18 protein-coding genes and 2 tRNA genes are annotated in these 18794 nt (G+C 63.6%); 11 read left to right on the plus strand and 9 right to left on the minus strand.

Annotated elements, in window-relative coordinates:
• Window positions 1-89: 89 nt before the first annotated feature.
• Window positions 90-623, minus strand: a complete 534-nt coding sequence (locus tag QA643_RS34620; RefSeq protein ID WP_283030128.1) for a DNA starvation/stationary phase protection protein — start codon at window positions 621-623, stop codon at window positions 90-92.
• A 127-nt stretch (window positions 624-750) separates the two neighbouring features.
• Between QA643_RS34620 and QA643_RS34625 the strand changes: the two genes are divergently transcribed.
• The 6 genes from QA643_RS34625 (at window position 751) to QA643_RS34650 (ending at window position 7196) form a co-directional block, all read left to right on the plus strand.
• Window positions 751-1455, plus strand: a complete 705-nt coding sequence (locus QA643_RS34625) for a class I SAM-dependent methyltransferase (RefSeq protein ID WP_283030129.1) — start codon at window positions 751-753, stop codon at window positions 1453-1455.
• 80 nt (window positions 1456-1535) lie between these two features.
• A tRNA-OTHER gene (locus QA643_RS34630) sits at window positions 1536-1611 on the plus strand.
• 264 nt (window positions 1612-1875) lie between these two features.
• Window positions 1876-5340, plus strand: a complete 3465-nt coding sequence (carB, locus tag QA643_RS34635; protein WP_283030130.1) for a carbamoyl-phosphate synthase large subunit — start codon at window positions 1876-1878, stop codon at window positions 5338-5340.
• A gap of 216 nt (window positions 5341-5556) precedes the next feature.
• A complete protein-coding gene (gene greA, locus QA643_RS34640) occupies window positions 5557-6030 on the plus strand; it encodes a transcription elongation factor GreA (RefSeq protein ID WP_283035031.1) in 474 nt (157 codons plus the stop codon).
• 71 nt (window positions 6031-6101) lie between these two features.
• A complete protein-coding gene (locus tag QA643_RS34645; RefSeq protein ID WP_283030131.1) occupies window positions 6102-6371 on the plus strand; it encodes a hypothetical protein in 270 nt (89 codons plus the stop codon).
• 411 nt (window positions 6372-6782) lie between these two features.
• Complete coding sequence (locus QA643_RS34650; RefSeq protein ID WP_283030132.1) at window positions 6783-7196, plus strand: DoxX family protein; 414 nt, start codon at window positions 6783-6785, stop codon at window positions 7194-7196.
• A 126-nt stretch (window positions 7197-7322) separates the two neighbouring features.
• On the opposite strand, the gene QA643_RS34655 is transcribed toward QA643_RS34650, so the two are convergent.
• A complete protein-coding gene (locus QA643_RS34655; protein ID WP_283030133.1) occupies window positions 7323-7805 on the minus strand; it encodes an Lrp/AsnC family transcriptional regulator in 483 nt (160 codons plus the stop codon).
• 278 nt (window positions 7806-8083) lie between these two features.
• On the opposite strand from QA643_RS34655, the gene trxB reads away from it, so the two are divergent.
• From trxB to QA643_RS34670, 3 genes are all read left to right on the plus strand, one after another.
• Window positions 8084-9049, plus strand: coding sequence for a thioredoxin-disulfide reductase (gene trxB / locus QA643_RS34660; RefSeq protein ID WP_283030134.1), 966 nt, complete (start codon window positions 8084-8086; stop codon window positions 9047-9049).
• A gap of 2 nt (window positions 9050-9051) precedes the next feature.
• Complete coding sequence (locus QA643_RS34665) at window positions 9052-9975, plus strand: LysR family transcriptional regulator (RefSeq protein ID WP_283030135.1); 924 nt, start codon at window positions 9052-9054, stop codon at window positions 9973-9975.
• Window positions 9976-10454: 479 nt separating this feature from the next.
• The gene (locus QA643_RS34670; protein ID WP_283030136.1) at window positions 10455-11390 is read left to right on the plus strand and encodes a 4-hydroxy-tetrahydrodipicolinate synthase; all 936 of its coding nucleotides are present in this window, start codon (window positions 10455-10457) and stop codon (window positions 11388-11390) included.
• Window positions 11391-11448: 58 nt separating this feature from the next.
• Here QA643_RS34670 and QA643_RS34675 read toward each other — a convergent pair whose 3' ends face one another.
• Window positions 11449-11589: a hypothetical protein gene (locus tag QA643_RS34675; protein ID WP_283030137.1), complete on the minus strand. Its 141-nt coding sequence runs from the start codon at window positions 11587-11589 to the stop codon at window positions 11449-11451.
• 232 nt (window positions 11590-11821) lie between these two features.
• Here QA643_RS34675 and QA643_RS34680 point away from each other — a divergent pair, with 232 nt between their 5' ends.
• A complete protein-coding gene (locus QA643_RS34680; protein WP_283030138.1) occupies window positions 11822-11953 on the plus strand; it encodes a hypothetical protein in 132 nt (43 codons plus the stop codon).
• A gap of 217 nt (window positions 11954-12170) precedes the next feature.
• On the opposite strand, the gene QA643_RS34685 is transcribed toward QA643_RS34680, so the two are convergent.
• From QA643_RS34685 to QA643_RS34710, 6 genes are all read right to left on the minus strand, one after another.
• Window positions 12171-12851, minus strand: a complete 681-nt coding sequence (locus QA643_RS34685) for a ParA family protein (protein WP_283030139.1) — start codon at window positions 12849-12851, stop codon at window positions 12171-12173.
• A gap of 179 nt (window positions 12852-13030) precedes the next feature.
• A complete protein-coding gene (locus tag QA643_RS34690; protein ID WP_283035032.1) occupies window positions 13031-13396 on the minus strand; it encodes a hypothetical protein in 366 nt (121 codons plus the stop codon).
• Window positions 13397-13460: 64 nt separating this feature from the next.
• A complete protein-coding gene (locus tag QA643_RS34695) occupies window positions 13461-13820 on the minus strand; it encodes a hypothetical protein (RefSeq protein ID WP_283030140.1) in 360 nt (119 codons plus the stop codon).
• 135 nt (window positions 13821-13955) lie between these two features.
• Window positions 13956-14032: transfer RNA gene (locus tag QA643_RS34700), tRNA-His, on the minus strand.
• A gap of 220 nt (window positions 14033-14252) precedes the next feature.
• On the minus strand, window positions 14253-14687 hold the full coding sequence (locus QA643_RS34705; RefSeq protein ID WP_283030141.1) for a phasin: 435 nt from the start codon (window positions 14685-14687) through the stop codon (window positions 14253-14255).
• Window positions 14688-14928: 241 nt separating this feature from the next.
• Entirely contained in the window at window positions 14929-15261 is a 333-nt protein-coding gene (locus QA643_RS34710) for a phasin family protein (RefSeq protein ID WP_283030142.1), read from the minus strand.
• 356 nt (window positions 15262-15617) lie between these two features.
• Between QA643_RS34710 and QA643_RS34715 the strand changes: the two genes are divergently transcribed.
• The gene (locus QA643_RS34715; protein WP_283030143.1) at window positions 15618-18710 is read left to right on the plus strand and encodes a PAS domain-containing protein; all 3093 of its coding nucleotides are present in this window, start codon (window positions 15618-15620) and stop codon (window positions 18708-18710) included.
• Window positions 18711-18794: the final 84 nt, after the last annotated feature.

Genomic DNA, 18794 nt, shown 5'->3' on the forward strand with positions numbered 1-18794 from the left:
GCGACACTTTGCCTGCCAGCACTGGTTGCAATGGACCTTCGAGGCGGATCGCGCATCGCCGATCCGCCGCTATGCTGTCCGTTGCCGCATCAAGCTGCGTTGGCGCCTTCCTGACGGCTCGCTTCGAACAGGAACCAGGTGCGGCGCTCGGTCTCGTCAATGAACAATTCGAGCAGCTGGGCTGTGCCCGTGTCGTCATTGTCGTCGGCGAGCTTGTGCGCCTTGCGCATCGCCGCCGCCATCTTCTTGTTGTCTTCCATCAATTCGCGCAGCATTTCGCGCGGCGGCACATAGGCCTCGTTGTTGTCCTGGATGGTCTGCAGCTTCGCGATTTGGCCGATCGAGCGCAGCGTGATGCCGCCGAGCTTGCGCACCCGCTCGGCGAGCTGGTCGGTGGTGGCGAAGATCGCTTCCGACTGTTCGTCGAGTAGCAAATGATAGTCGCGGAAGTGGCGGCCGCTGACGTGCCAGTGGAAGTTCTTGGTCTTCAGATAAAGCGCGAAGGCGTCCGCCAGCAGAACGTTGAGCGAGGCCGAAATCTTCTCGACGGCGGCCGGGGCAAGGTCGGTCGGGGTATCGAGCTCGGGGGATACCTTGTCGGATTTGTTGTTGGTTTTGCTCACGTTGCACCTTCCTGTTAGGAACCGAACTTAAAGGCGGCGGTGGACATTGGCCGCTGGACGACCTAACGCATCACTTTCAGGCTGGTTCCCGATCCCGGAACCGGCGACTTTTGCCGGGCGTGCACGCATGGATGAATGGATCGACTATTACGATTCCACGCATACGATTTATGCGAGCAAGCTGCATCGCGACCTGCATTTCCAGCTCATTGCGCGCGACATCGTCGGCTACATCGCCTCGCCCGATTCCGTCGTGCTCGATTATGCCTGCGGCGAGGCGCTGTCGGCGGCCCGCGTGGCGGACGCCTGCGCCATGCTCTATCTGGCCGAGCCGGCGCCCGGGGTGCGCGGCCGGCTGATCGCGCGCTTTGCGCCGAACACCAAGATCCGCGTCCGCTCGCTCGAGGATCTGTCGCGGATGGCGGAAGGCTCGGTCGATCTCGTCGTGATGAATTCGGTCGCGCAATACATGACGCCGGAGGAGCTGGATTCGGCCTTTGCGGTGGTTCGGCGGCTGCTGAAGCCCAACGGCCGCCTGGTGGTCGGCGACATCCTGCGGCCCGAGGTCGGCATGTTCAGGGACGTGCTGGCGCTGCTCAAGTTCGCCCGCTCCCACGGCTTCCTGCGGGACGCCCTGTACGGCCTGGCGAGCACCGCGCTGTCGGATTACCGGCAGCTGCGCACCCGCATCGGACTGCAGCGCTACACCGAGAATGAAATGATCGGAAAGCTCGCCCGCGCCGGCTTCTCCACCTCGCGCGCGCCTCAGAACATCGGCCACAACCCTTGGCGGATGACCTTCGTGGCTCGGCACGCTCTGAAGCTCAATTAGGCGGCGCCGCGCCCTAAGGTTGTTAACCCTAAACCACGGTAAGCATGGTTCACCGCGCTGTGATCGGCCATGATGGCCGTGGCCCGGTGGCGGAAGCGTCGACGCGGGAGCAGTGCAATGCTCTTTATCCTGGTTCAAATCCAGGCCGGGCCTCCAGCCTTCGCTGGCTTCGCCAGCTTCGGCTAGGCAAGCCCTCTCGTAGCGAAGGCTGTCTCGCCGAAGCTCGTAGAGCGAAGGCGGACCGAGCCGACCAAGCGCCAAATCCCTGAATTTCCCCGTTGATGGCCCGTTTTTGGGGGTTTCGCGGGTGCAAAATCTGGTCTAAAGACCACCCGCGCGCGAGGGTGACCCGCGCTCTTGGCTTAGGGGACGCGCGGCTGCGCGCCCTTTTTTTGTGCCCAATTTCCAGTCTGAGAGCTGATGCCCAAAAGAACAGACATCTCCACCATCCTGATCATCGGCGCCGGTCCCATCGTGATCGGCCAGGCCTGCGAATTCGACTATTCCGGCACCCAGGCGGTGAAGACGCTGAAGGAAGAGGGCTACCGCATCGTCCTCGTCAATTCCAATCCGGCCACCATCATGACCGATCCGGAACTGGCGGATGCGACTTATATCGAGCCGATCACCCCGGAAATCGTCGCCAAGATCATTGAGAACGAACGCCACGTCATCCCGGGCGGCTTTGCGCTGCTGCCGACCATGGGCGGGCAGACCGCGCTGAACTGCGCGCTGTCGCTGCGCCGCCAGGGCACGCTCGACAAGTTCGACGTCGAGATGATCGGCGCTACCGCCGACGCCATCGACAAGGCGGAAGACCGACAGCTGTTTCGCGAGGCCATGACCACGATCGGGCTCGAGACGCCGAAGTCGCGGCTCGCCAACGCCTCGGAGCTGAAGAAGTCCTATCGCGACAAATACCTCGCCGAGCGGGAGAAACTATCCGGCGCGGCGCTGGATGAACTCGAACGGCAATGGGCGCTCGGCGAAAGCGAACGCCGCAAGCGCTATCAGGAGCATGCGCTCGGCCAAGCGCTGATGGCGCTGTCCGAGATCGGGCTGCCGGCGATCATCCGCCCCTCCTTCACCATGGGCGGCACCGGCGGCGGCATCGCCTACAACAAGGAAGAGTTTCTCGACATCATCGAACGCGGCCTCGACGCCTCTCCGACCAACGAAGTGCTGATCGAAGAATCCGTGCTCGGCTGGAAAGAGTTCGAGATGGAGGTGGTGCGCGACAAGAAGGACAACTGCATCATCGTCTGCTCGATCGAGAACCTCGATCCGATGGGCGTGCACACCGGCGATTCCATCACGGTGGCGCCGGCGCTGACGCTGACCGACAAAGAATACCAGATCATGCGCGACGCCTCGATCGCGGTGCTGCGCGAGATCGGGGTCGAGACCGGCGGCTCCAACGTGCAGTTCGGCGTCAACCCGGCCGACGGCCGCATGGTCGTGATCGAGATGAACCCGCGCGTGTCGCGCTCCTCGGCGCTGGCCTCCAAGGCAACCGGCTTCCCGATCGCAAAGGTCGCTGCCAAGCTCGCGATCGGCTACACGCTCGATGAAATTGCCAACGACATCACCGGCGGCGCGACGCCGGCCTCGTTCGAGCCGACCATCGACTATGTCGTCACCAAGGTGCCACGTTTCGCATTCGAGAAATTCCCGGGCGCCTCCACCACGCTGACGACGTCGATGAAGTCGGTCGGCGAGGTCATGGCGATCGGCCGCACCTTCCAGGAAAGCCTGCAGAAGGCGCTGCGCGGGCTCGAGACCGGGCTCACCGGCCTTGACGAGATCGAGATCGAGGGCCTCGGCCGCGGCGACGACAAGAACGCGATCCGCGCCGCTTTGGGCACGCCGACGCCGAACCGCATCCTGCAGGTCGCGCAGGCGATGCGGCTCGGCTGGTCGAACGAGGACATCTTCAATTCCTGCAAGATCGATCCCTGGTTCCTCAGTGAGATGCGCGGCATCGTCGACATGGAAACCAAGGTGCGGGCGAACGGGCTACCGCCGAACGGCTACGGCATGCGCATGCTCAAGGCGATGGGCTTCTCCGATGCGCGCCTCGCGGTGCTGACGGAGACGACCGAGGCCGAGGTGAAGGCCAAGCGGCACGCGCTCGGCGTCCGCCCCGCGTTCAAGCGCATCGACACCTGCGCCGCCGAATTCGCCTCTCCCACCGCCTACATGTATTCGACCTATGAAGCGCCGTTTGCCGGCAAGCTCGCCGACGAGAGCGCACCTTCCGACCGCAAGAAAGTCATCATCCTCGGCGGCGGCCCGAACCGGATCGGCCAGGGCATCGAATTCGACTATTGCTGCTGTCATGCCTGCTTCGCGCTTGATGATGCTGGCTATGAGACCATCATGGTCAACTGCAATCCGGAGACGGTGTCGACCGATTACGACACCGCCGACCGGCTCTATTTCGAGCCGCTGACCGCCGAGGACGTGCTGGAGATCATCACCACCGAGCGGCAGAACGGCACGCTGCACGGCGTGATCGTGCAGTTCGGCGGCCAGACCCCACTCAAGTTGGCACGCGCGCTGGAAGCGGCCGAAGTGCCGATCCTCGGCACCTCGCCCGACGCCATCGACCTCGCCGAGGACCGCGACCGCTTCAAGCGCGTGCTCGACAGGCTGCGGCTGAAGCAGCCCAAGAACGGCATCGCCTATTCGGTCGAGCAGGCGCGGCTGGTGACATCAGATCTAGGCCTGCCGCTGGTGGTGCGCCCGTCCTACGTGCTCGGCGGCCGCGCCATGCAGATCATCCGCGAGGAGACCCAGCTCGACGACTACCTGCTCGGCACGCTGCCTGAGCTCGTGCCCGCCGACGTCAAGGCGCGCTATCCGAACGACAAGACCGGGCAGATCAACACCGTGCTCGGCAAGAACCCGCTATTGTTCGACCGCTATCTGTCCGACGCCACCGAGATCGATGTCGATTGCCTCTGCGACGGCAAGGACACCTTCATCGTCGGGATCATGGAGCATATCGAGGAAGCCGGCATTCACTCCGGCGATTCCGCCTGCTCGCTGCCGCCGCATTCGCTCGATGCGAAGATGATCGAGGAGCTGGAGCGGCAGACCCGCGAGCTCGCGCTCGGCCTCGACGTCGTCGGCCTGATGAACGTGCAATATGCGATCAAGGACGGCGAGATCTATGTGCTCGAGGTCAACCCTCGCGCCTCGCGCACCGTGCCGTTCGTCGCCAAGGTGATCGGCACGCCGGTGGCCAAGATCGCAGCAAGGATCATGGCCGGCGAGAAGCTGGCCGACTTCAAGCTGAAGAAGAAGCAGCTCGGCCATGTCGGCGTGAAGGAATCGGTTTTCCCGTTCGCTCGCTTCCCCGGCGTCGATACCGTGCTCGGTCCGGAAATGCGATCGACCGGCGAGGTCATGGGCATCGACCGCTCGTTCGAGATTGCCTTTGCCAAGAGTCAGCTCGGCGGCGGCACCCGCGTGCCGCGCAAGGGCACCGTCTTCGTCTCGGTGCGCGAGACCGACAAGAACCGCATCGCCGACGCCGTCCGCCTGTTGCACTCGCTCGGCTTCAAGGTAATGGGCACCTCGGGCACCCAGCGCTTCCTCACGGACCAGGGCATCCCGACCGAGAAGGTCAACAAGGTGCTGGAGGGACGGCCGCACATCGTCGACGCCATCACCAATGGCGACATCCAACTCGTCTTCAACACCACCGAAGGACCGCAGGCGCTGGCCGACAGCCGTTCGCTGCGTCGGGCTGCCCTCTTGCATAAAGTGCCGTATTACACCACTCTTTCGGGTGCTGTTGCGGCCGCCCAGGGCATCCGCGCCTATCTGGGCGGGGACCTTGAGGTCCGCACGCTGCAGAGTTACTTTTCCGAGAACTGATCGTTGGTTGGGCAAAAGCCCGCTAAGCGATTGGCAATACAGCCCTATGGCTGGAACTCACCGCTCGGTTGGATGTTGAATCGGCCCCTGATGGGGCCGAAAATTAATAGGCTGACGGCTCCCGTCGGAGCCACGAAGGCCCGAATCGAAATCTAGAAAGTACCTCGTGCGTGCCGCGCCAATGGCGGCTCGCGCGATGCAAGGACGGAAGAGATGATGGACAAGGTTCCGATGACCGCGAACGGCTATGCCGCCCTGGAGCTTGAGCTGAAGCAGCGCCAGTCGGTGGATCGTCCACGCATCATCGAGCATATCGCCGAGGCGCGCTCGCATGGCGACCTCTCCGAGAACGCGGAATATCACGCGGCCAAGGAAGAGCAGTCGCACAATGAAGGCCGCATTGCCGAGATCGAGGACAAGCTCGCGCGCGCCGACATCATCGACATCTCAAAGCTCTCCGGCGACACCATCAAGTTCGGCGCGACCGTCACGCTGGTCGACGAGGACACCGAGAAGAAGGCGGTGTGGCAGATCGTCGGCGAGGTCGAGGCCGACGCCAAAAAGGGGCGCATCTCCATCACCTCGCCGCTCGCCCGTGCGCTGATCGGCAAGAAGAAGGGCGCCACCGTCGAAGTGATGGCGCCCGGCGGCGCCAAGGCCTACGAGATCACCAAGGTCGAGTGGCGGTAGATTCTTTCTGCCGCTCGCTGCTTTCCGTCGATGCGTTCGCAGCGACAGAGCCCTAAGGCGCGGAGAGCGGAATGCGGCACTACACTCCTGTCGTCGCCCTCCTCGCGCTAGCCGGATCGGTTGCGGCCGCGCTCGCCGCCGAAATCGAAATCCCGCCGCGCCGTGGGCACGACAATGTTTCGGTTCAGAAGGGCCCGCCGAATTGCAGCCGGTGGAGCGACGGCTGCGTGAACTGCTCGCGCGACGACAAGGATGCGGAACCGATCTGCTCCAACATCGGCATTGCCTGCCAGCCCAAGGCGATCACCTGCCTGAGCCGCGCCTCCGCTCCCAAGCCATAGCCGCCGCGCGCGCCGTGGAATCATCGCGAGGCGACGGTCACCCGCGAGTGACTGTTGCGGCAAAGCCGCGCATTACGACGCGGCTCTCTTGCCGGCGCGTGCTGACAGCATTGTGAGTGGCGAAGCCGCGGATTTCATAATATTCGCCCTTCGGGACAATGCTTATAATTCATAACTAAGCAGCTTTGCACCGGGCGCGGCGAATTTCGCTCGTCCGCAAGCCGGGCGGTCGCAGCGGCAGGCCGTCGGCTTGTCGAAGGCGATCTTGTTGCGCTGCAATCACGACAATGTCGCGAAGCGGCGGGAATGATTCAGTTTCACAGGTGTTGTGTCGGCATCACACGCGATTGTTCAACACCGTGTAATCTCGTCACGCTAGTTTCTGGCGTGCCAAACAAGGGGGACGATGAGATGGACCAATTCGACAAGATGCTCGCGAAATTTCAACCGCAGGCACTGAGCCTGTTTCGCTTCATCACCGGGCTTTTGCTGTTTCAGTACGGCGTCGCCAAGATTCTCGGCTTTCCGGCCGTGCCGATGTTCGCGAAGATACCGCCACTGATCGTGGCCGCCGGGACGATCGAACTGGTGCTCGGCGCGCTGCTCGTGATCGGCCTGTTCACGCGGCTGAGCGCGTTCATCCTGTCCGGCGAGATGGCGTTCGCCTATTTCCTCGGCCACATGTTCAAGACACCTGCCGCACCGGTGTTTCACCCGATCCTCAATGGCGGCACGGCGGCGATCCTGTTCTGCTTCGCCTGCCTCTATCTGGCGACCGCTGGCGGCGGGCCGATCAGCGCCGACGCGATGATGCGGAAGAAGTGACGCAAGCGCCGCCTACGCAAACTCGTCATTCCGGGGCGATGCGAAAGCATCGAACCCGGAATCTCGAGATTCTCAGGTGCGCAAGGGCGCACCATGGTTCGCTTCGCGCCCCGGAATGACTCGGCCTCACCCCGCCGCCACCTTCACATCGAGCGGCACCGCCGCTTCATATTTCGAATTGTGCAGCACCAGCGAGGTGCGGACGTTGCGCACGTGCGGTGCGGCCGTCAGGTGCGTGACGAAATCCTGAAACGTCGCCATGTCGGGCGCGACGCATTTGAGGATGAAGTCAACTTCGCCCGACAGCATCCAGCACTCGCGCACCAACGGCTCGGCGCGCACGAACTCCTCGAAGGCGCGCAAATCCGCGTCCGCCTGGCTGGACAGATGGACCGAGGCAAACACGGTGACGTCGAAGCCGAGCCGGCGCGGGTCGAGCAGGCCGCGATAGCCCTGGATGTAGCCCTCCTCCTCCAAGCTCCGGACCCGGCGCAGGCAGGGCGGGGGTGAGATGCCGACCCGCTTGGCCAGTTCCACGTTGGTGATTCGGCCATCGACCTGGATTTCGGCAAGGATCTTGAGGTCGATTTCGTCCAGATTCTTAGACACGCGCGTCGGGTTCCTTAATTTCCGCTGCGCCCAGGCAGCTTTGCTGGCAATCTCTTAGCGCAGGCCGCGCGCCTTGCGCAATTTTATTGCGCGTGCAGCGCCAAATTTCGCAATTGTGAATTCGGTTCCGGGGAAAATTCGCTGGGATGAATTGCAAATCTTGCATAGCTACCCAGATATCTTAGACTTGGATTTGACACTTTCGGCGCCGTCGCGACCTCCTCCCGGGCGCTTTCTACCCAGTCAAAACAACCCCCGAATAAGAGAGGGATCCGCCGATGCCTGCGCCTATCCATGCCAAGGTCGTCATTATCGGTTCCGGCCCCGCCGGTTACACCGCGGCGATCTACGCGGCGCGGGCGATGCTGGAGCCGGTGCTGATCCAGGGCATCCAGCCAGGCGGACAACTCACGATCACCACCGACGTGGAGAACTACCCGGGCTTTGCCGACGTCATCCAGGGCCCCTGGCTGATGGAGCAGATGGAGAAGCAGGCCGCGCATGTCGGCACCAAGATCGTCACCGATCTCGTCAGCAAACTCGAACTTTCGCAGCGCCCGTTTCGTCTGACCTGCGATAGCGGCGACGTCTATCTGGCGGAGACGGTGGTCCTCGCCACCGGCGCGCAGGCGCGCTGGCTCGGCATCCCTTCGGAGGAGAAGTTCAAGGGCTTTGGCGTCTCGGCCTGCGCAACCTGCGACGGCTTCTTCTATCGGGGCAAAGAAGTGATCGTGGTCGGCGGTGGCAACACGGCAGTCGAGGAAGCATTGTTCCTGACCAACTTTGCATCGCAGGTGACGATCGTGCATCGCCGCGATCATTTCCGCGCCGAGCGCATCCTGCAGGACCGCCTGTTCAAGCACACCAAGATCAAGGTGGTGTGGGATAGCGCGATCGACGAGATCTGCGGCGCCGAGAACCCGAGCAAGGTCACCCATGTGCGGCTGAAGAACGTCAAGACTGGTGCGCTGACGGAAGTGCCGGCCGACGGCGTCTTCATCGCCATCGGCCACGCGCCGGCGACCGATCTCGTCAAGGACCAGATCAAGCTGAAACCATCCGGCTATGTCGAGGTGGCGCCGAACTCGACCGCGACTTCGGTCCCCGGCCTGTTTGCCGCCGGCGATGTCGCCGACGAAACCTATCGGCAGGCGGTCACCGCCGCCGGCCTCGGCTGCATGGCGGCCCTCGAGGCCGAACGTTTCCTGGCTTTGCGCGCGAGCGATCGCGCGGCGGCTGAATGATCATGGCTCGAACGCGGGACGGATTTACGGACATGGATTGGGACAAGCTGAAGGTGTTTCACGCGGCGGCGGAAGCGGGAAGCTTCACCCATGCCGGCGAGCAACTTGGGCTCTCGCAATCGGCGGTGTCGCGGCAGGTCAGTGCGCTCGAGCAGGAGCTCTCGGTGTCGCTGTTTCATCGCCATGCGCGCGGACTCATCCTCACCGAGCAGGGCGATCTATTGTTCCGCACCGCGCATGACGTGTTCATGCAGCTGCAGGCGGCGCGCGCCAAGCTGACCGACAGCCGCGAGCGGCCGAGCGGCGATCTCAAGATCACCACCCCACCGGCGCTCGGCATCAACTGGCTGATTCCGCGGCTCGACGAGTTCACCGCGCTCTATCCGGATATCCGCATCTCGCTGATCGTCACCGACGAGGATCTCGATCTGTCGATGCGCGAGGCCGATGTTGCGATCCGGACCCGCAAGCCGACGCAGCCCGACCTTATCCAGCGCAAGCTGTTCTCGATCGGCTTCCACGCCTATTGCTCGCCGGAATACATCAAGCGCTTCGGCACGCCGCGCACGCTCGACGACCTCGACTCGCACCGCATTATCATGCTCGGCGATGCGCAGGTTCCGACGCATCTGCAGAACCGCGCCTGGCTGATCGACGCCGGCCGCAACGGTTCCGGTCCGCGCGAAGCCTATTTCAAGGTGAACAACATCTTAGGGCTGGTCCGCGCCTGCCAGCAGGGCCTCGGCATTGCCGCGCTGCCGGACTATCTGGTCGAGTCAAACGACCGTCTGGTGCAGCTGTTCGGCGAGTCCGATTCGATCCAGCTCGACACCTATTTCGTCTATCCCGAAGAGTTGAAGACGGTCGCGCGGGTGCAGGTGTTCCGAGACTTCGTGGTGAGCAAGGCGCAGCGCTGGCCTTCCTAGCAGCCGGTGCTGTTCGGATTAGCCCATTTTATAGAGGGCCCGCTCACCGCATGTCTGACATGCGACCTCGAAGGTTGCTGCAAGGCACAGATGAGGATCATAGTGCTCAAACGCTGAGCGGTTGCGTCGCGCATATGTCCCCCTCCTCCAGTGACGTGGCGGTTCAGTAATCCCTCTTGGAAGGTGATTGTGTCGGCCTCACGTGGCCAATACCTCAAGCCGGGCTCTCTTGGGCCCGGCTTTTTTTCTTGCTCGCGTCACATGAGTCCGCCGATTGACATTGAAGCCTTTCACAACCATCATGCCCACATGATCACGCGTTCGTGTGCAGCTTCGTCGTCGAAAAAAGGTCCCCATCCGGGGACCCGAGATCGACGCGCGCGCTGAACTGCCGCAACCCGCGATCCGCAAAGCCCCGCCGTCTGGACGGGGTTTTTTATTGGTCCCGTCTCCGGCTTTCCCCAAGAGGAGATGGAACGATGACTGAACCTTCGACCAGCGATTTAACGCGGCGCCTGCAGGGCCTGTGGCTGCCGCTGATCACGCCGTTTCGAAACGGCGAACTCGACGAAGCGTCGCTGCGCCGGCTCGTCAGGCACTATGCGGCCGGCCCGATCGACGGCTTCATTCTGGCGGCGACGTCGGGCGAAGGCATGTCGCTGCGCACCGACGAGCTCGAACGTCTGGTGAGAGTGACGCGCAGCGAGCTCGCCACCGCTGGCCGGCGGCATTTGCCGATTCTGCTCGGCCTGTCCGGCGCCTCGACCACGAAGATGCTGGCGGCGCTGGACGAGACGGCCGGCTGGCCGGTCGACGGCTATCTGATCGCAAGCCCCTATTACATCAGGCCGTCGCAGCGCGGCATCCTGCTGCATTTTACCGCGCTCGCCGACCGTGCTGCACACCCGATCGTGCTCTACAACATTCCCTACCGGACATCGGTCAACATCACCAACGAGACGCTGTTGCAACTCGCCGCGCATCCCAACATCGTCGGCATGAAGGATTGCAGCGCCGACCGCGCGCAGTCGATCGACTTCCTGAGCCGGCGTCCCTCCGGCTTTCGCGTGCTGACCGGCGAAGACGCGCAGTATCACGAAGGGCTCAGCGACGGCGCCGATGGCGCGATCCTCTTGTCGGCGCATCTCGAGACCGAGGCCTTCGCATCGGTACGGACGCTTTTTATGCACGGCGATCGCGACGGCGCGCTGGCGTGCTGGAAGTCGGTTTCCGCTCTGACCCGGCTCTTGTTCAGCGAGCCGAGCCCGGCGCCTGCCAAGTACTGGCTCGCGCGCAGCGGGCTGATCGACAGCGCCGAGATGCGCCTGCCGATGGTCGAGGTCAGCGCCGAACTGGCGGCCTTGCTGGATGAGGAAATCGAACGGCGCAGCCCGCCGCTGAAGCTGCGGGCCTGAATGGCGCACAAGAAAGACGCTCCCGCCCGCCTCAGTGGAGAGCGGGAGCGATACGTCCTTAGCTGAAGAGCAGCCGATAGGTCATGACAGGCGCGAAGCCGAGGAGCATCGCCCAGGCGGCGAATGACGACACCAGGAGAACATCGTGCATGCTCTGCGCGTAATCGCCAAACTGAAATTTATTGCGATGAAAGGTCATTTGGAATCCCCCCGGACTTTTCTTGAGGAAGAATCCATACGCGTAAAATTCTAACGTTGCGGGCGCGGCTTCGCTCGACTTTGACGCCGCGCAGTCACCGGATGTTAACCAGCGCCGGTGGCGGTTAATCCGCGGTAGCAGGTGGATTCAATTGCAAGCGAAATCTCAACCAGGTTTTTAAAGCCGATCGCGTATCAAACTGGTCGGAGCAACGAGAAACGCGGGGCGCGTCGTGCATTTCGAGAACAACAGGCTGCCCGATCCGGGCTACTCCACCGAGGACATTATCTGGGCCGTCGGCATCTGGTCGGTGATCCTGACGCTGTCCCCGGTCGTCGTGTTCTACGTGCTGATGGTGGCGTAAGAGGCCTTCGCGCTCCGCCGTCATTGCGAGGAGCTCGCGACAAAATTGCAGAGCAATTTTGCGCTGAAGCGACGAAGCAATCGATCTCTCCCCGCGGGGAAAGATGGATTGCTTCGCTTCGCGCGCAATGACGCCGATAGTTTCTGCAGCCCCCACCAAAAGAAAAACGCGCGGAGCGCCGCGCGTCTTCAACAGTCCGAAAAGACAAGCGGCGTTGTTACGCCGCCTGCTTGTGCATGGCGCCCGATGCCGACGCCGTTCCGCGGATCGCCTTGATCGAACGTTCGATCGCGCCCCAGAGCCTCGAGATCTCCGCCGCGGCGCGGCCTTCGGCGTAATATTCGCGGGCACCTTCGCCCTGGCTCAGCGCCATCAACAGGTCGGCGCGGTTGGTGATCTGGCCGCTCCAAACGGGAGCGCGGAATTTCGCCAACGCTTCGCGCGCGATGGTGACGATGCGGCTCTCGACGCCGTCACGTTCGGCGGGGGCGCCGTTGATCACGACAGCGTAGGGCTTGCGCGCCGAGCGGCAGGTTTGAATCGTTTCCTGCACCGCGTTGACGTCGAACACGCCGGGCCGCGCCGGAATGATCACCATGGTTGCATTGCGGATTGCGTCGTCGACGACGGCCGACAGGTTCGGCGGCGTGTCGATGAACACCCATTCGACGCCGTCGCGCTTGGCGGCCGCGACGATGCCGCTGACGGAATTCACCGCAGCCTTGATCGGCGGCTCATTGGTGCCGCGCAATTTATGCCACAGCGTGAGCGAGCCCTGTGGATCGGCATCGACGAGCAGTATAGGTTTAGTCGCCTTGTGAACATGGGCAGCGAGGTGAGCAGCCAGGGTACTTTTTCCCGACCCCCCTTTACGTGATGCAAAAACAATTACGTTCATACCTTGGCCTCCAGTTGACCCCAGAAGCCGAAAATGAATCACCGCGCTGATTCGTGAAAGAAAAATTTATCGGGCGCCGCGATGAAGCCACTTAATTGCCAATAAGGCTGGTTTTTGAGTCACACCGCGCAATCACGGACAGGGCGAAACGGAAATCGGCAAAGCCTGTTCTGCCCGGCTCACTGCGCGCTTTTTGCGCGCTCGCGTTCGAACTTCACGCGCTGACGTTCCAACCATTTGCGCTCGATCCAGCCCAGTCCCTGCGCCAGCGGCTTCTGCAGCGGCGGCACATCCTGCGCGAACAAAAGGAGTCCGAGCGGCAGCATCCAGAGCCCGAGCACCGGCAGGAAGCTGAAACAGCCGCCCGCGACGAGTAGAAGCGCAAGCGGAATGCGCACATAGAACGACGACGGCTTGCGCACCCAGCCGACGAACTTCGATGGCCCCGACGGCAGCTTCTTCTCGAACCACGCAAAGTGCCGGTCGAGCTCCTTCTGGTGGTTACTCAATGAACTCCCTCTCCTCTTGCCTGAGAAGATGTTCATTGCCGAGGCGGCAAACAAGGCGTCCGTTCGCCGCGAACGAAACCGTGAAAGCTCGTGATGTCCGTCACGCCGCCGGTTTCGCCGGCTTCTTCTTGCGCGGCTTGGCGCTCACCGCCTTGCGCGGCGTTGCCGGACGGATCACCGTCGGGCGGCCCGCTGACCTAGCCGAAACTTCACCCGGTTCCGGTCCCGGCCTGAACTGCGCGCGGCAGGGCGGCGAGAGTTGCGACTTGTTCCTGATCATGCAGGCGGTGACACGCTCAACGTCGGGAATGTCCGAACTGCAAAGGCGGAACGCATCGCCCGTGCAGGCCTGCTGCTGTTCGGCGGTATAGGACTGCGCCGCGGCAGGCCCGACCGAGACCGACAGTATGGCGGCCAAAAACAATCCGACCTGGAAAATCCCTGCCCGAAAGATCGTCATCAAATCCCCCCAGCCCAAAGTTTGGCAGAATTGTGGGTGAATGGCGAAGGATTCGCAAGCACGGGTGGACGGCGCGCCACAGCACAAGTGTCGCGGCGGTTCGGGTCTGGGCGGTCATTCCCGTGGGGTGAAAGCTGGTACAGTTGGGTGGGCTCGAACCACCGACCTCCTGTTCCACAGACAGGCGCTCTAACCAACTGAGCTACAACTGCATCCCTAGCGCGGGGGCTCCGAAAAGGGCCCCGCGAATGGGCCGGAAACTAGGTGCAACGCCTCGCTTTGGCAAGTGCGCCGCGTCACACATAATGGTCGCCGGCGAGGCATTTTGCGTTCATTTTTGCGAACCGTCCGCGGGGGCGGTGACCGGCCCCGGGCAAGCAAAAAGCCCGGGCCGTTTCGCCCGGGCTTTTTCAGAGTTCATATCCCAAGCGATCAGGCGGCAGGCTTGTAGTACTTCGCGGCGGAGGCCTTGATCGGCTCAACGGTCTCGCTCGCGACCTTCTGGCCGAGCTCGGCGAGCTCCTTGGCCTGGGTGGTCAAGGTCTCGTACTGCTTGCGGGCGTGCGAGGTCCACAGCTCGAGCGCCGCGGCCGGGGTCTTCACGCCGAACAGCTCCTGCGCGAAATCGAGCGAGGACGAGGTGTTGGCCTTGAAGAACTCGATCAGCTTGGCGTTGTACTCGCTGGCGCCTTTGCTGGCCGAGGTGAATACGGCCTCGATGGTGCCGTTATGGGTCTCGGCAGCGTCCTTGAACTTGGCGTAGCTGTCGCGGGCCTGCGAGACGCCCTTTTCAGCGAGCGCGCGCATCTGCTCGGGCACTTCGAAGGGGATGATGGAGGCAGAGAAGGGATCGGTGGAGCTGGTCACGGCTTGCATCCTTCACAACGGGGTTAAACGATATTCCCCCTCGCGGACGCGGGCAGACAAGCGGCCGAGAGGGTTCACGTACACACGCATTCACGGAAGTGCCCATCCACGGGCTTGCCTAATAAGCACCCATATCATGTCAAATTTGTGCAACGCAACGGAGTTTGTGACGCGTCGCAACATTATTCTCGTTCCGGATGCCGGTTCCATCCGAGATCCCCAGCGGTTGCGGCCTTGCTGGTCAGTGTTTTGGCTTGGCCGCGTCGAGTGCGGCCTTGCCGACGAGCTGGCCCATTTCGGCCGCCTGCTCGGCCAGCGAGCGCATTTGAGTCTGCACGTATTCGCCCTGCAGCCGGAGCACCTCGGCCAGATCCTTGGCCTTGAGCAGCGACTGCGCATAATCAAGCGAAGCCCGCACGTTTCGCTCGGCATTGACGATCGTTATTTGGCTGACGTCCCGGGCGCCGGCGCGGATGGTGGCGTTGCGCTCCTCGAGGGAGCCGGCCACGGCCTGGGCGGAGGCGGCGAATTTTTCAAAGGTCTGGCGGGCTTGCTCGAAGCTCGCTTCCGCCATCGCCCGCATCTCCTTGGGCATCTCGAAACGGCCTTGCATATCCTCTCTCACGGCGTGCTCCTTTCTGGATTGCGTCCAATACCGCCGCGGGCGCCGCTCCGAATCGGATGCGGCGCCGGGATAGTTCTTCCGACCGTGGTCCCTGGCGCTGGCGTGCAACCCACCCAACGCAATACCCCGCGGAAGGGTCCAGCGGTTGCGGCTGATGCGGCGGGGTTAAGGTTATCCTCGGCTAAGGTTACCAACAGCTAGCCGGGCCCGTGGACCTGCCGCGGCCAGCTTGCGATACTAACGAAGCCTTAACCCTGTCGGCGTTCTGGCTGCCGATGTGATGCCGGACGGTGATGTAGCAAGCGATGAAGGACGCGGAATTTCAGTGGCGGGCGCAGAGCGATCCGCGATTGGCGGCCTATGCGGCGAGCCGCCTGCCCGCATGGTTGTGGAGCGCCGACGGCCGGCGAATTCTTTGGGCCAACGCAGCCGGCGTCCGCGTGTTCGGGGCTACCAGCGCGGCGGCCCTCACTGAGCGAAATTTTGGTCCGGCCGACCAGCACCGGCGCCAGATCGCGCGGCTCGCCGGCCGGCTGCTCGCCAGCGGCGCCATCCGCCTGGAGCGCCTGCGGGGATTTGGCGCAGCGCCCGGCATGCTCGCGACCTGCGGCTGCTCGCGGTTCGATTTTCCAGACGGCAGTCACGGCGTCCTGATCGCCGCCGGCAATATCGCGCTGATGGCGCCGCGGCCGGCGCCGATTTATCAACCGCCCGAGGACGAAATACCGCGGGCGGCCGCATCATCAGAGGCGACCTTGCCGACAGGCGCGCCCGCCGTGCCCGTTGCCGAGCAACCGGCGGCGCCGCCGGCTCCGGAAGTCCGGCAGCCGGCGCCATCGTGCGAGACGCCTGCCGCCTTTACGCTGTTCGACGCGCTGGCCGAGCCTGAGACGGCTGAGGAATCTTCCGCTACAGAGAAGCCCGCCGCGGCCGAAGCCGACATACCCCTGCCGTCGCCTGCGCTCGAAACATTCAAGCTTGAGGCTTTCGCCGGCCACACCGCACAGGGGCGCCGCCTGCCGCTGCGCTTCACCTGGCAGATGGACAAGGAAGGCCGCTTCACGCTGGGCACCGACGAATTCACCGGACTGATCGGCCCGCGCACCACGGCCGCGTTCGGCCGTCCCTGGCGCGACATCGCCGAAACCTTCGGCTTCGATCCCGAGGGGCGAATCGTGAAGGCGTTTGCGACGGGGGCGACCTGGAGCGGCGTCACGCTGAACTGGCCGGTCGATGGCGGCGGCACGCTGCCGGTGGAGCTGTCGGGATTGCCTGTCTTCGACGGGCTGCGAAACTTCATCGGCTACCGGGGCTTTGGCGTCTGCCGCGATTTCGATGCGCTGGCGCGGCTTGCCGCCCGACGCCTTGCCGAATTATCCGGCGAGTTGATGACGCCGCAGGAAGCGCCCGCTGCTACAGCGGCGGAGCCCATCGAGGCACCATCACCATCGCACGACGAATTGCCCGAGCCGAGCGCTGCCGCAACTTCACACCAGGAAAATCTGGAGACGCCCGTGGAACCTCCCAACGAAAGCGTCAAGGAAAGTATCGAGGACAGCGTCGAGCAAGACGTCAAGGAAAGCGTCATGAATAGTTCGACCGAAGCCACAGCCGAATTGCCGGCAGACGCTGTCGGAAACATCCTGCCGTTCCGCATGCCCGGCGATACCAAGTCGCTAGCGCTGACGCCGGTCGAGAACAATGCGTTCGACGAACTGGCGCGTCAATTATCGGCGCGGCTCGACACCGAGAACGGCCAAGAGACGGGCCCGGCAAGCGCCGGCGAACAAGCCACCTTCGAACCATCGGCGCGCGAAGCAGCCAGCGCGCCGCCCGAATGGCTGGCGCCGCCAGAGCCGCCGGCGCATGGCGAGCCCTCACGCGACAAGGCGCTGCTTGATCTGCTGCCGGTCGGCATCCTGATCTACCGGCTCGACCGCCTGCTCTATGCCAATCCCGCCTTCCTGACACAGATGGGCTATCCGAACCTGCATGCGCTGGAAGATGCCGGCGGGCTCGACGCGCTCTATGTCGAAGCTGGTGCATCGAATGCGCCCTCGACGTCGGATACCGGCCGTCCCGTGACGATTTCCGCAAGCGCGCCGGTGGACGCCGACGCGCCGTCAACGGCGGCAGAGGCCCGCCTTTACACGATTTCATGGGACGGCGATTCCGCGCTCGCCCTGATCTTCTCGGGCACGCGCCATGAGGCCGCGGCGGTCGCGGCCGCGCTCGCGCAAGCAGAGCCCGCAGCCGCGCCCGAAATCGTCCCGCCCTCCGATGTCGGCCACGCCAACGCCGAAGAACTCGCCGCCATCCTCGACACCACGGCCGAAGGCATCGTGATGTTCGACGCCGAGGGCAATATCAACGCGGCCAACCGCAGCGCCGAAGCGCTGTTCGGCCACGACGGCAGCGAGCTCGTGCAGCGCAACCTCGCCGATCTCTTCGCGCCCGAAAGCCAGCACGCTGTGTTCGAATATCTCGCCGGCATCAAGGCCTCCGGCGTCGAGAGCCTCTTGGAGCAGGGCCGGGAGGTGCTGGGCCGCGAGGCCAAGGGCGGCATCATTGCGCTGTCAATGACCATGGGTCGCACGCGCGCCGATGGTCCGAACTTCTTCGCGGTATTCCGCGATCTGTCGCAGGCCAAGAAGACCGAGAGCGAATTGCGCGAGGCGCGGCGGCTCGCCGAACGCGCCGCCAACGCCAAGGCCGACGTGCTGGCGCGGATCAGCCACGAGGTGCGGACGCCGCTGAACGCGATCATCGGCTTCTCCGAAGTGATGATCGGCGAGCGCTTCGGCGCGCTCGGCAACGAGCGCTACCGCGAATATATGAAGGACATCCGCGCCTCCGGCGAGTGCGTGATCGCCATCATCAACGACCTGCTCGATATCTCCAGGATCGAAACCGGCAGGCTCGATCTCGCCTTCACCCACCAGAACCTCAACGAGATGGTGGAGAGCTGCGTCGCCGTGATGCAGCCGCAGGCCAATCGCGAGCGCATCATCATCCGCACTTCGCTTGGGCATTCGCTGCCGCCGGTCGTCGCGGATGCGCGGGCGCTGCGCCAGATCACGCTCAACCTGATCGGCAATTCGATCCATCTCGCCAATGCCGGCGGCCAGGTCATCGTCTCCACCGCTCTGTCGGATTTCGGCGAGGTGATGCTGCGGGTCCGCGACACCGGCAACGGCCTCAACGACAATGAGGTGGCCGCGGCGCTTGAGCCGTTCCGCACCCGGGCGCCGTCGGATCAATCGGAGAGTTCAGCGGTCAGCCTGTCGCTGACCAAGGCGCTCGTCGAAGCCAACCGCGCCAAATTCCAGATCAAGACCGGCGGCCGCTCCGGCACGCTGATCGAGATCGTGTTTCCCCACGCGGTCGCGCGGGCCTGACTCATCGCGGCTACCAAGAAGGCGCGCTCCTTCTTCCGCTTGCGGGGAGGGTTCGGGTAGCGGCGGCTCAGCAGGCCCGCTTCG

The organism is Bradyrhizobium sp. CB3481 (genome assembly GCF_029714305.1).
In the GTDB taxonomy this organism is placed as follows: Bacteria; Pseudomonadota; Alphaproteobacteria; order Rhizobiales; family Xanthobacteraceae; genus Bradyrhizobium.